The sequence below is a fragment of the Paenibacillus sp. UMB7766-LJ446 genome (genome assembly GCF_030226665.1).
GTDB classification, from domain to species: domain Bacteria; phylum Bacillota; class Bacilli; order Paenibacillales; family Paenibacillaceae; genus Paenibacillus; species Paenibacillus vandeheii.
In genome coordinates this window covers 83413-96605 of record NZ_JASOYM010000011.1, presented here as the reverse complement: position 1 = coordinate 96605, position 13193 = coordinate 83413, and the positions used below count along the sequence as shown (strand labels likewise).

The 13193-nt window shown below is 39.8% G+C and carries 15 protein-coding genes; 14 read left to right on the top strand and 1 reads right to left on the bottom strand.

Features of this window, described 5'->3' with window-relative positions; genetic code table 11:
- The first annotated feature begins 19 nt into the window (after positions 1-19).
- Positions 20-1078 (top strand): polymorphic toxin-type HINT domain-containing protein, encoded by a 1059-nt coding sequence (locus QP794_RS23820; RefSeq protein ID WP_285079220.1) that lies wholly within the window; start codon positions 20-22, stop codon positions 1076-1078.
- A 28-nt stretch (positions 1079-1106) separates the two neighbouring features.
- Positions 1107-1436: a hypothetical protein gene (locus QP794_RS23815; RefSeq protein WP_285079219.1), complete on the top strand. Its 330-nt coding sequence runs from the start codon at positions 1107-1109 to the stop codon at positions 1434-1436.
- Between the two features lie 603 nt (positions 1437-2039).
- Here QP794_RS23815 and QP794_RS23810 read toward each other — a convergent pair.
- Positions 2040-2810, bottom strand: a complete 771-nt coding sequence (locus QP794_RS23810; protein WP_285079218.1) for a hypothetical protein — start codon at positions 2808-2810, stop codon at positions 2040-2042.
- Between the two features lie 637 nt (positions 2811-3447).
- Between QP794_RS23810 and QP794_RS23805 the strand changes: the two genes are divergently transcribed.
- The 12 genes from QP794_RS23805 to QP794_RS23750 all read left to right on the top strand — a co-directional run bounded on the left by QP794_RS23805 (position 3448) and on the right by QP794_RS23750 (position 13116).
- On the top strand, positions 3448-3987 hold the full coding sequence (locus QP794_RS23805; protein WP_285079217.1) for a BTB/POZ domain-containing protein: 540 nt from the start codon (positions 3448-3450) through the stop codon (positions 3985-3987).
- Between the two features lie 28 nt (positions 3988-4015).
- On the top strand, positions 4016-4396 hold the full coding sequence (locus tag QP794_RS23800) for a PadR family transcriptional regulator (RefSeq protein WP_285079216.1): 381 nt from the start codon (positions 4016-4018) through the stop codon (positions 4394-4396).
- Positions 4397-4411: 15 nt separating this feature from the next.
- Entirely contained in the window at positions 4412-5068 is a 657-nt protein-coding gene (locus QP794_RS23795) for a hypothetical protein (RefSeq protein WP_285079215.1), read from the top strand.
- 105 nt (positions 5069-5173) lie between these two features.
- A complete protein-coding gene (locus QP794_RS23790; RefSeq protein WP_285079214.1) occupies positions 5174-5860 on the top strand; it encodes a DEAD/DEAH box helicase in 687 nt (228 codons plus the stop codon).
- Between the two features lie 110 nt (positions 5861-5970).
- The gene (locus QP794_RS23785; protein ID WP_285079213.1) at positions 5971-7122 is read left to right on the top strand and encodes an ATP-dependent DNA helicase; all 1152 of its coding nucleotides are present in this window, start codon (positions 5971-5973) and stop codon (positions 7120-7122) included.
- 164 nt (positions 7123-7286) lie between these two features.
- The gene (locus QP794_RS23780) at positions 7287-8009 is read left to right on the top strand and encodes a metal-dependent hydrolase (RefSeq protein ID WP_285079212.1); all 723 of its coding nucleotides are present in this window, start codon (positions 7287-7289) and stop codon (positions 8007-8009) included.
- A 449-nt stretch (positions 8010-8458) separates the two neighbouring features.
- The gene (locus QP794_RS23775; RefSeq protein WP_285079211.1) at positions 8459-9352 is read left to right on the top strand and encodes an ATP-dependent DNA ligase; all 894 of its coding nucleotides are present in this window, start codon (positions 8459-8461) and stop codon (positions 9350-9352) included.
- A 446-nt stretch (positions 9353-9798) separates the two neighbouring features.
- Entirely contained in the window at positions 9799-10314 is a 516-nt protein-coding gene (locus tag QP794_RS23770) for an AbrB/MazE/SpoVT family DNA-binding domain-containing protein (RefSeq protein ID WP_285079210.1), read from the top strand.
- A 233-nt stretch (positions 10315-10547) separates the two neighbouring features.
- Positions 10548-10742, top strand: coding sequence for a LexA family protein (locus QP794_RS23765; RefSeq protein WP_285079209.1), 195 nt, complete (start codon positions 10548-10550; stop codon positions 10740-10742).
- A gap of 448 nt (positions 10743-11190) precedes the next feature.
- A complete protein-coding gene (locus QP794_RS23760) occupies positions 11191-12408 on the top strand; it encodes a DNA polymerase IV (RefSeq protein WP_483311950.1) in 1218 nt (405 codons plus the stop codon).
- The gene (locus tag QP794_RS23755; protein ID WP_285079207.1) at positions 12405-12764 is read left to right on the top strand and encodes a YolD-like family protein; all 360 of its coding nucleotides are present in this window, start codon (positions 12405-12407) and stop codon (positions 12762-12764) included. Before QP794_RS23760 ends, QP794_RS23755 begins: the two co-directional genes overlap by 4 nt.
- Positions 12748-13116 (top strand): YhjD family protein, encoded by a 369-nt coding sequence (locus tag QP794_RS23750; protein ID WP_285079206.1) that lies wholly within the window; start codon positions 12748-12750, stop codon positions 13114-13116. The genes QP794_RS23755 and QP794_RS23750 overlap by 17 nt, the downstream gene beginning before the upstream one ends.
- The last annotated feature ends 77 nt before the right edge of the window (positions 13117-13193 follow it).

Genomic DNA, 13193 nt, shown 5'->3' with positions numbered 1-13193 from the left:
ACTGACAAATCCGCTAAGTTTGAATTTGTATACGTATGTGAGTAATAATCCGCTAATCTATGTAGACCCAAGCGGGCATAGAGAAGAGTGGGGTTCAGGAGGAAGTGGAGGCGAAGATTTCGGTTTCTGGCAAAAAGAATGGAATGCATTGAAGGGGGCACATTCCAGTTGGTCCGGAGCGATTGATTTTTGGACGATGGGAACTGTCAGCGCATTAAATGAGTATTACCGGGTGTCTATGGAAAACCCTTGGTCAATGGAACAATTTATTCAAGCAGGGTATTTGGTCATGGAACTGAATCCTGCAGGAAAAACTACAGCAAAATTGTCTACCAAAGGTGGAAAATTCATAGACAAGGCCATTAGCAAAGCATGCAACTGTTTTACAGCGGGGACTAAGGTATTAACCGACGAAGGGGAGAAGAATATTGAAGACATTCAAGTCGGAGATATGGTTCTCGCCAAGGATGAGAATAATTCTGATGGAGAGTTGGCTTACAAGGAAGTAACAGCTTTATTCCGCAACCAACGTGATGATATTATTAAGTTGCATGTTGGAGAGCAAGTCATTGAGACGACTAATAATCATCCGTTCTATATTGAAGGAAAAGGTTGGGTACTTGCTGGTGAGCTTCAAGCGGGCAATAAACTCCAAAAAGCTGACGGAAGCAATCTAACGATTGACAAGGTAGAGTTTGTCAAAAAAGATGAGCCTGTTACAGTTTACAATTTTGCCGTTGCTGACTACCATACGTATTATGTAACTGATTTAGGAATTTGGGTACACAATACGAATACTGGTGATTGTATTATTAAAACAGGTGACAAGACACCTGGAGGTCATTCATTTAGTGAACATGGTGCAGAACGTGCAAATGAGAGAGGGTTTTCACCTCAAACGATTGACAACATAATAAACAACAATAAAAGGAATAGGAAAAGTAAGGTTGATGACCAAGGGCGGAAAACATGGGAATATACAGATGCTCGGGGCAATAAGGTTGTAACCAACGAAAGTGGAGGAATTATTTCTGTCCATTCCCCTGCTTCGGGGGGCGTGTATATTCCTAAACCTTAATAATGATAATTGGAGTTGATAAGAAAAGATGAATAAGGATGTATTATTAGAATTATCAAAGAATCTAAATACTGAATATGAGATAGGGATTTGGTCAGAGACAACGGACTTCTTTGAAAGACAGGATAATATCGCAGACTTTTCTGTTAAATATGATGATGGTCAGTATAATATTGTGATTAAACTAAAAGACTTTAACTTAAATGCGGCAAAAATCATATTCGCCTCATTAGTACGATTTATAGAGTATAAATCGACATTCTATGTGAGGGAAGATAAAAAAGATTCATTCGTATACTACTTACTCTCTTCAACTGATAGCAAAAAAGCATTCTTGTTTTATGTAGTTATTCAATAAGTTTGAGACCCTGAGGGCAGCAATCCTCAGGGTCTTTTTTTTTCCACCCAGTGCCGAATGAATCGGGCGGCAAGCCCCGAAAGAACCTAACCCTCATCACCTCCGTATGATATTTCTCTGAAATAGCTGTTAAGGAGATCCTTGCTAGTGGAGCAACACAGTTACTACTCTTTTATACTGCATATTTAAATATACAGACTTCTCGGAAATAATGTTCGCCTCTTATAGCAATACTGGCTTCAGTAATATCTTCGATCACTCCGCTACCAACGAGCTCCGGGCCTATAAATATAACGATAGGTGTTTGTTCCATTTTCGCGGTATATAGGTGGACATCAGAAGTCAGAGGACGCATGAAACGGGATTTTGAACGCATAGGTATAGTCCTTTCGTAGTGGATTAGTTGAATATTTCGACAAATTGGGGCTGTTCCCCTGCAACTTTTACGTACGTATGATATGGCTGATTACGAATCAAAGGTGACTGTCGGCATAGAGCAAGATGCACAATCGTGGTGACTTCAGCTAGTCTGTATAATGATTGGATGTAATTCTAGTGGTAGTGCAAAAATGCTGAATAAGAAGCCTGGCCAGCAGGCTTCTGTCATAGGTAACTTTTTATCGTTCGTAAAATATTGGCTAGCTCAATATAATTGTTAGCCTTAGCAAATACTAGCGTTTCTAGAGATCTTCTAAAGATCCAAACGTTTGTGGCTACAAGAAGGACTAATAGAAAGAGAACGACAATATTTCCGATATCTGACCAGTCCCAAAATTTCGTTACAAAGTTATTCCATAGAGGAAATAAAAAAGCTGAGAATATTGTAAAAGGTAGCCATCTTGTTTTACGATGATTATCACTTTGCTCTGTGTAATATTTGATTATTGATTCAATTAAGTTATTGTCTCGAATACCTTCTGATCGTAAGTAATTATAAATAGCGTCGCACCGAATAGTAAAAAGAATGTCAGTATTATAATTAATGGACGACGTATTAACTAGAAATGCGCGATCAATATACTTTGTTTTCACATAACGGTTGGATGCAAGACCAGCAGCAATCAGTGAAAAGAAGGCTGTTAAAAAGAGTAAAGCAAATGCAATGCCATAATAATCAAGGGGATCAGTGTTGTAGAGTCCAATATAAATGGTATGTGCAGGGACAAATATAGTTAAAATAAAAAGTGAAATAATGGCAATCCATTCGTAGACAATAGAGCGAGTATTCATTAGTTTGCTTCTTCTAGAATTACGTTTAATGATTTCATGCAATTCACGCTTTAACTTTAAGTCTTTAACGGAAACACTCGGTATATTATTGGACATGAAACTTCCTGGTTTTTTGACTTGCCTTATGTATCGATCCATTGGCATACTATCCCCCCTTATCAAGTTATCGGTCATAACAAGGGAAAGTGTTAGCCGAAGGCATCAGAACAACTAATTTACGTGGAATAATCTTACGTGTTTTCACGCATATATCTTAATAGTCTTGTTTCTTTCGACGCACTTACCATCAGCACCTCTTCATCTTATCGTATATTCTCCATCAGTTCAGATCGTTCGGATCCGAATCTTGCTACATCCATGTAATCTGCAACCAAGCAAGTATTCAGTCCAGTAGAGGAAGACATTGAGCCATCCACAAACTAATCTCACCTTGATAACGCTTTCATTGTTTTCGGGTTTAGATCTGTTTTTTCTCTTTTGATACGGGGTTTGCTTGTCGGTCTCTCTCTCATTCAATCGAGTTTAGTTTCTTGATCCGTAGGTAGTTTCTTAATATTTATTTAGATGCTGAGTACGAAGGCTGCCAATCAATAAAAACGTATAAAGTAACTTTGCAATATGAATATACTAGGTTCGTTTCTAGATAGAGTGAACGTTGAAGGGTAGAAAAGGGGGGAAGTAGATAAGAGAAGAGAGGGGCATGGTGGGATAACAGTGAGTGTTAACGTGTTAACACGTAAGTTGTCTTCACGTGTGATTGTGATATAATAAAGAGAGACTATTGGAAAGGTTGGTGTTTATGTCCCTCAAGCACATTACATACTTAGAGTTTTTAAAGCGTAGTCCTAGAAAAGCAGAAGTGGATGAATATATGTCTGGAATGACTGAGCAGAATCAGATTGAATTTAAAAACCTAGTATTGTTTTCTCAATACGGCTTGGAGCAGCTCGCAAAAACAGAAAAGCTCATCAAGTTTGGCGACACTTTTATAAGCCGTGCTGCATTATTTACGGTTCTGGTTGCAACAGCCATAACCGTAGCTTTAAACTACTATCTCTTTCATTTTGGGTTGATAGGTTTTTTGGGACTTTTTGCTGTCATGAATCTTGCCGGCTTACTGTATGTCACCAACGTTAGAAAGACTGCCCTTACCATCCCCCACTCCAAGCTGTGGCACATTACAATTCATCAATACGCTGGTTGGGTAGCGAGAGACAGTGATGAATTCATCCAAGTATTAATAGATTTCAACAGCCATATTTCAGAATCAAAAGTTGCTAAAATGTCTGATCGTTTTATGAATCTCATATTCAACAAATAAATGACTTTAGACCAGGAGGACTGACCATATGAGTGATGCGGGTTCTAAAATCGAGAAACAATCAACACTTGGCCATGTTGTAAAAGTCCAACAAGTGATTGATTTTATCGTTCTCGCAGAGCTCCAAACCGGACGGCGCTTTGGTAAACAGCTAGATCAAGTGATCACGACAACGTTACGCGGGGTGGGTGTTAACGATTCCTACCTAGCTCAACGGCTGAAAACGTTAGCTGAGAAGGGGCACCTATCCAGTGAGTGGGAAAGTGACAACCGTTTTCACCGCTTTTATGAAATCACCCCATCGGGGCTAGAATACTTTCAGCAGCTTCAGCGAGAACTTCCTGAGCGTGTTGACCTTGCTCTTCGGGTATATAAAATATTTGAAGCAACATTGAAAAAATTCGAGTAGGAGGCCGCTTTGTCGATGGAGTACAGCGAAATGATCTCCGCACTTAAACGCCAGTTCCCCTCTGGTACAGTTCAATTCAGGGATGACAACCATCGTCCTTATATCCCAAATCAGGTTTATACGGATCGTGTGGAATCTGCAACCGGGAGCCAGTGGGACTTAGAAATCAAAGACCTGGATATAAACATTCCTTACAAGTATGTTAAAGCGATTGTAAGAATCCAAATTGGTCCACATTTCCGAGATGGATATGGTTTATCTATCATCCAGGGAGAGCCTAGCGAACAACCGAATCGGCTAAAGATCGCCATTGATTCAGCAGTGAACAGCGCTTTTGTCGAAGCTTTAGATAAATACCAGGTCGGCTGGATTGACCTGGCGCCGTACAAGACGAAAGATTGGGCGGCTAATCCTGCACTTCAACATTTGTTAGTGCAAGGTGCTCCAATTGCCGGTGTACCAGTTCAATCACAAGAACAGACGGTTCATCAGTGTCTCATTTGTAAACGACCATTGTCTAGTTTGGATTGGGATTTCCTTGGAAAGGTACCCAATCTTAACCGAGGTAAAATGACGTATTGTTTTAATGATCTTCCTGACCACTTAAAACGAAGAGTGGACAACAAAACCCTACAAGAATATGAACAACAACAAACACATCGTCCTGAATAAGGGCAGAACGAAAAAGAGTGAAGGCTAGAAAAGCACTTTTCTCTTTTTTTTTAATAGTTATATACTAGTATTATATTATATTAGTATATAAGATGGTGGTGTACAATGGACGATTTTATTCAACGGGCCTTCGGACATGGGGGACACCTAGCAAGCATGATCAATGGCTACACCCCCCGGGCACCGCAGATTATGATTTCGACGAAAGTGGGCCATGCCCTGGAGAAGGAAAAACACCTACTCTGTGAAGCTGGGACCGGCACAGGAAAGTCTTTAGGATACTTAACACCTGCAGCGCGTTGGGCCGCTCAGAACCACAAAACTGTTGTGGTGTGTACCCACACCATTCCCCTTATGACCCAAATCATAAATGTTGAATTGCCGCGGGTTGCTAATATTCTTTCTCGAGAAAATTTAGATTTGAGGTACCAACTGGTGAAAGGGAAGGACCACTACCTTTGTTTTAGTAAAGTAGAACGGCTCTGGCAGGAAAAATTGTTAAGTGATGACCAGGATGCACAGCTGATCCAAAAAATCTATACCCGAATGAATCGAGATGGCGTAGGCGAAAGATCCGAACTTGGATTTGATATTGAAGACAGCCTTTGGCGCCAACTGAGTGCCTCACGGTGCTCGTCCACGAATCGGCCAAGTGAATGCTCGCTTGAAGTCTTGAAGGGACAAATGCAAAAGTCACACGTTATTGTAACTAATTTCGCTTACTTCTTTAACGATTTGAAGATGCGGAAGAAAACCGGCGGGAATGGTACCTTACCACCCTTGATGCCGTAATCTTTGATGAAGCCCATGAAATTGAGGACGTATGCTGCAATGTCTTTGAAAGGTCTGTTAGCGTTGAACAACTCGAGAACCTTTTTGAGACACTTTACAATAGGTATTCCATGACCAAGCTCAGTACAGACCTGCATATCGAACTAAATGAAATTCGTCAAACATTTATAACAAAGCTCAATGATTTGTATCACGAAGTTCGGAAAGAAATGAAAAATGAGCATGGGAAGCCTATTACCTTTAAATTGTTGTATGAGAAGCGAGAAGTCTCCAATGTCGTCGAAGCCCTAGGTACATTCATTGAAAAAGTGAAATCACTCAAGCTAAAAGGTGTATCCGACATCTTGGAGCGGATGTTTGAGTGTAATGACGATCTGGACTTTATTAATGAGAATGGCCGAAAATCCTGGGCCTATTGGGCAACCATCGAAAAAAGGGGACAGCTCATATTACACGCTGCGCCGCTCTATCCTAAAGCCGTATTAGCCAGAGGGCTTTTTGATAAGGTACCTGTGGTTCTCGCAAGCGCTACGATGTCTACCATGACAGCGCAAGGTAAAACCTTTGCATTTTATGCCGGCCGTGTTGGGGTGAAGGACTTTGACAGCATAGTCGTTGACAGTCCTTTTGATTACGAAAACAAAACAATGCTAATTTGTCCAGACGATGCACCGGATGCAAACAGTCCGGATTATAACAGCTATCTCATCGAGAAATTGGAAGAGATTCTGATGTACACTGGTGGCCGTATGCTTGTTTTGTTTACTAGCTTTGAAACGATGAACCAGACAGCTCAAAAATTAAAACCTTATTGTACCGACAACGATTTAAACCTGTTAGTTCAATATCCTGGTTGCGATCGGGAATCCATTATCCATGAACTGAAAACTAACCCTAGTACCGTCGTCTTGGGTTGTTCAAGCTTTTGGACTGGTGTTGATGTGCCTGGGGATGCACTTACTGCAGTAGTCATCGCAAAGCTACCATTTCCTATGCCTAATGAACCCTTGATCCAGGCACAGCTGGCAGTCATCGAGCAAGCACAACGAAGCAGCTTTTTCGATTACATGTTTCCCAAAATGATGGTTAAGCTGCAACAAGGTTTCGGAAGACTCAACCGATCCATGCAGTGTCAGGGCGCCGTCATTATTCTGGATAATCGAATCTTTAAGAAGAGATACGGGAAAATGGTGATTAAAACGCTTCCCAAATGTAAGTATTCAAGAAATATATCAGACCTAATCCACATCCTACCTTGTTAATAAGGTATATACCCCATACCTTTTTTGGCATTGAAGTATTTTATTTTTCCGGATACTAAAGTTTAGGGAGAATCTTAATCGGCAACAAGCAGGTGCTTGTTAGTTGCTGAGCTTACTTACTTTTTTCATATAGATTACATAATCACCGAAGGAGTGGGTCATCTATGATGGGAAGATCCCATTTAATTATAAGTACAGGTTTATCACTCTCCGCGGTTTCAATCTTTGATGTGGCTCTGTCTCTCCCAATGATGGCTATAGCCGTAGTTAGTTCGCTACTCCCAGATATTGATGAACCCAACTCGCTACTACTATCCAAAACGCTCCCTAAGCATTTTATACAGGGTATTCAAATTACTGGTCTTCTTATCGCGGCTCTTATCTTCCTCCTGCAGCCTATGGAAGCTCTGTGGAACAACATCATTGTCGGTGCTACATTGCTAGTTTCTGTCCTGCCTATACGTTCTCTAAGGAACATCCTGATCATTGTCATCGGTGGACTTCTGTTTTGGGCTGCGCCATCTGAAAATGGGATCTGGTTTTATGTCATAGGTGCTACATTAATTGTTTGTGCTCTTGCTCCACATCGGGGTATCACTCATAGCGCGTATGGTCTTTTGGGATGGACTGCCATACTATATTTCGCTACATTCGGCTATGGAGACAAAATTTGGATCGTTGGGTCGCTATCCTACTTACTTCACTTAATAGCAGACTCCATCACAAACCGCGGAATACGCCCGCTGCCCCCGTTTCAATTCCGGATCAGACTAAGGTTAATGAGCACCGGGACATTTAAAGGCCACTTGGTGGAACAAGGATTTATAGTGATAACGCTTGCCACAGTAACCATGATGTTTTTTATCGGGAAAATAACCTTTATGTAATGCTTGTAAACGCTGGTCCCTTGGTGGAGGCCAGCGTTTGTTTACTTCAGAAATATATTGGATCGAACCTTTACGTTTCTGAACCCCCTGAATTAAAATGAGATTAGAGACGTACTTCCCCCCTGGAAGGAGGCTTAAATATAGAATTTATCACTCTACTTGCAGCACTATTGGTACTGATCACAAGAGCAATTGAGTTGTACCTAGTCATTGAAAAGAAAAAAAGCAGTAAATAGATTTTAGAAAAATACATAAATCACTAGAATTATAAGTTCGGGGGGAGTAGCTGTTTCTGGGCGTTAAACAAAAAGGATTAGAGATATCGTACAGTGTATCTACATAAAAGTGTACCTAATGAAATATGTACATAATTCTCAGTTATACCAGTGATCTCATATACCTCTGAAATGCTCATCATGATATGTTCATTATGGAGAGGTGTAGCAAATATGTTGAATCAATCAATTAAACCTATGTTGCTGTATCCGTTGCAGCCTAATCAAATAAAAAGCTGGAAGAATAATAGTTTGAAATGGGATGGCTTTCGAATTCTGATTCACTATGATGATGGCAAAGTTCGTGCGTTTTCAAGACACGGTACGGAAATTACATCAAGGTTTCCGGAATTGTTAGATATACAGCTTCCCGTAAAATCAGCGATCCTGGATGGAGAGTGCATAGCATTTGATTTAACCCAGCCCAAGGACCAGCCACCGAAATACTGGTGGGATGATGCTATGGCAAGATTTAATACCAAAACTGAGTCAGGGGTAAAACGAATTATGATCACGATAAGGGCTCATTTTCCTCTGTGGGACATTTTATACCTGAATGGTGAACCGATAATAAAGAAAACCTTTGAGGAGCGTAGAGAAGTCTTAGAATCGGTTGTAAAACATTCAGAGACATTATCAGTAACTCCTATATATGATAGTGGGCACAAACTGTTTCAGAAGGCTAAAGAACTCGGTCTTGAGGGTATCTGTCAGTATAATGGGGATGCTCCAATGATTTTAGATGGGCGTTCAGAACGTCACGTGGTTAAGGTAAAAGCGTATCAATACATTACCTGTCAGATAGAATCTATGCGGATCCAAGGGAGGTTTGGTTGGGGTCTATCAGTAAACGGTAAGTATGTTGGTGTATTGGAATTTCCACCTGGCCACGAAGAAGTACGTGCTTTTCATCAGATATCCAAGCAGCTCATTCGGGGCGAAAGTAAAGGCTGGCGTTATTTTGAGCCGTTAATAAGCTGCAAAATTAAATTTCAATGTTACACTAAGAACGGAAAACTTCGTTCTCCCAAGTTTGAAGGATTCTGCACAACTACTTCTGTACAATGAAAAAAGCTGAATATATCATTAATCCAAAGGGTTCCACAGTTCTGGAATTCATTACTTAACTATTTGGGATGAACTCCCTGAGAAGATGTACTATAATCCTTAATTATACTAAAACGCCTATTCTTATAGGCGTTTTTTTCATTAAGTTAAGCAACTTTTTCATTTGTACATTGCTTTCTTGATCGCCAAAACATGTTCAGACAAGTAATCCCATTGTAACAGGATTATGTATTCAGATTATGCTCCGTCGCCAACTTCTACGCAAATGATCGTGACCCCTTCCTTTAATAAAATACTATGATTATTAAGGGGAGCAGGAGTTTTGTATACAAACTTATCTTTAAATCATACCTCTGGAATATCCCTTTTTAATAGTGAAATTGTTGTAATACTGAATAATCTTTCTTACAATAAAAATAAATCTAATATTGTGGGGGTAACCTCTGATGAAACGAACTGGAATGAAGAGAGCATTAGACCGACTTGGACGTATTGTTCTTCCCAAAGAAATGAGGGACACTATGGATATTCATATTGGTGATCCACTCGAGTTCTTCATTGAAGGTAAAGAGTTGATACTCAGAAGATACAAGTCAACAATGTGTGTGTTTTGTGGTGATCCAGGTACAGAAATGTATTTCAAAGAGCAATTTATATGCCAAGCTTGTGCACTTGAATTAAAGAATCCAACTGACATTCCTCAACAGTTCCCCCCTCAGCAAGAAGACTCTCCTGCACCTGAGGAGCTTTCTGTTCCTAATACTAACGATACTAACGAAGAAAAGACAGTAGACGAAGAGAGAGCTAAGGCACAGTATCCAAAATTCAATACTAAAACTGCCCGTAAACTATTAATATTAAAAGAAATTACCGAGCAGCAGCCATTTCTTTCACAACAACAAATTGCAGAAAAACTGGGCATTAGTCAAGGCCGTGTCTCTCAGCTAAAAAAGCTACTTTGATGTTAAATATTAAGTCGTTAACAATAAAAAAAATTCCTTTCTTCAGACAATATTCTTTTTTAAGAACATAATGCTCTACGATCCATATTAATATCTACAACTGCTAGAAATATTGTAGACAGGAATAACAGGCTTGTTCATTGTTATGGTTATTGATATAAGAAATGGATATCGTTTATAATACAAACATACGTTCTTAGTAATTGTGTGCATTACTTAAGGGGGATCAAAGAATGAATCAGCTTACTACCAGAGAAGAGGAAGCCTTGCAAGCCATCAAAGTTTACTTTCAAGATCACGGATATCCTCCAACAACGCGGGAGCTCGGTGATATGATGGGTCTGGCCTCATCCTCCACTGCATACAGTTATTTAGATCGACTTGAGAAAAAGGGTTTTATTACTCCGGCAAGAAAGCATCCCACGTAGTATAAAAATCCTGGGATAGATTTTTTACGCTATTAGATTCTACTTATAATAATGTTAGAAGTGTGATCCGTGTATAATAGAGAAAACTTATGTTTTGAAGTGATACACTATGCATAACCCTGAAACGGGCCAGATAAAATTAACTTAATGAAGGGCAGGGATAATAGATGAATGGTCATGGAATGGGTACTTAACAGTGCTGACTTATTTATAGAATCACGCTTGGACGACCTCCTAAGAAATAGGATCAACTATAGGAATTAAAAAAACCACTTCTCCCGAAGTGGTTTTTTTAATTTGTTTAATTCCAGCGTTCATTTCCCCTTCAAGGTAAAACCTATATAAAAATTTACCTCTTGCATAAAGAACGTCTGTTCGGTTTATAATATATACAAACATACGTTCTAAAATGTAGGGGTGAATTCAGGTGGCTAAGCAACGAACCATAATGCTTATTGATATGCAGTCGTTTTACGCTTCAGTCGAAAAGGCAAAAATGCCACAATATAAGAACAGACCATTAGCTGTCGCAGGTGATCCAGCAAGACGTTCGGGTATCATACTTGCTACATGTCCATTAGCAAAAGCCAAGGGTGTTTCGACTGCAGAACCACTGTGGCAAGCATTGCAGAAATGTCCCGATCTTATTATTGTCAGACCACATATGCAAGAATACATCGAGGTATCCACGCAAATCATGACTATTATTGAAGAGTTCACGGACTTGGTCGAACCGTACAGTATAGACGAACTTTTCGCTGATTTTACGGGTTCCCTACATTTATTCGGTAATGATCCACTCGATTTAGCCAAACAAATTCAAGCCAAAATTTATAATGAGACTGGCGTTTATGCCAGAGCCGGCATAGGTGAAAACAAAATTATTAGTAAATTATGCTGCGATATGATAGCTAAAAAAGTTGAAGGTGGAGTGTTCCACTTAAAAAAAGAGGAATTACACCTACACATTGGAGATAAACCAATCCGTGATATGTGGGGAATTGGCTCCAGGATGGAAAAACATCTTTGGAAGATGGGGATCCACACTATCAAAGACCTGGCAAATGCGCCTCTTTCGAAACTGAGAAGTAAATGGGGAGTGAACGGAGAGGTCATCTGGAGAGTAGCCAATGGTTTGGATAATTCCCCAGTATCCGTGACCAGCCATAACATGCAGAAGGACATTGGGAACGGAATGACCTTACCTAGAGACTACGCAGACGCCTGGGAGATTGAAGTGGTCATTCAGGACATATGTACAGAAGTATGCAGAAGAGCCCGTAAAAAAGGACTGATGGGGAGTGTAGTGTCTATTAGTGTATCTGGAGCGGATTTTGACCGCCCAACTGGCTTTCACAGGCAAGTTAAATTACACGAACCTACCAATATAACGGTTGAAGTGTGCAAGATAGCTAAGCGGATATTTCATCAACATTGGGATGGGCAACCTGTGCGCCGTGTAGGTGTATCTCTTTCTCAACTATCGGACGCAGATACTTATCAATTAACTCTATTCGGTGATCAAGAACAGAAACGGGCAATTGATCAAGTGATGGATGACATCAAAGATCGATTTGGGGACATTGCTATTTTACGAGCAAGCTCCATTACAGCTGCCGGTCAAGCAATTGATCGAGCATCTAAAATCGGAGGGCATTACAAATGAGCAAAAAACTTGAAGCCAATGGATTATGGGAGTCAAGCCGGATGATGCTGCCACAACATAAAGAACGAATTATTGAGCATCGTACACAAATTCAAGTTCAATCTAAACCTCTCATCCATGAAGATGAGTGGGAGATCATTACTCAAAATATAGGAATGTCGCTAAGCTATACTTTGCATGCAATTTTTGAGGTGTTTAATGAGTCGGGGAACCGCCACGTTTACGGTATAGTAACTTCAGTGAGTCGGTATAAATTCAAAATTGAATTGGAAAATGGTTTTGAATGGGTTGACTTTGATCAGTTGGTTTCTGTTCAACTGGAAGAAGGAGGCGACTACGGTGAAGCAGTCTTCTGAGGAACTTGCACTGGTGAAGAGGGTTGTAGAACTACCTTATTTGCTAAGTGCTTTAGAAGTAGATAAGAATAAACTCTTAGCTTCTGAGTTTAAGATGAATTCGGTGTATGTCAATTACCTAGATAATATCCAAAAGAAAATTGCATTAGAGATGTATGTAGCAAAACGAAGTCTAAAGAGCCATCACATAAAAATTATAGATGAATCAAGATCCAATATCAGTTTAACTGTAGATTACTCTGTAAGAGGATATATTCATAAAATGACACTCTTATGGAGCAAAGTTAAAGTGGATATAACCTTAATGCTTACGGAACATATGCACGTGAATATAACTGATTTACCCAAATGAATATGAACATAGAGCTAGTACATTATATTTAAAACACGTTGCAGGATACTTAGAAAAATTATGTCTTCTTCTTGTAT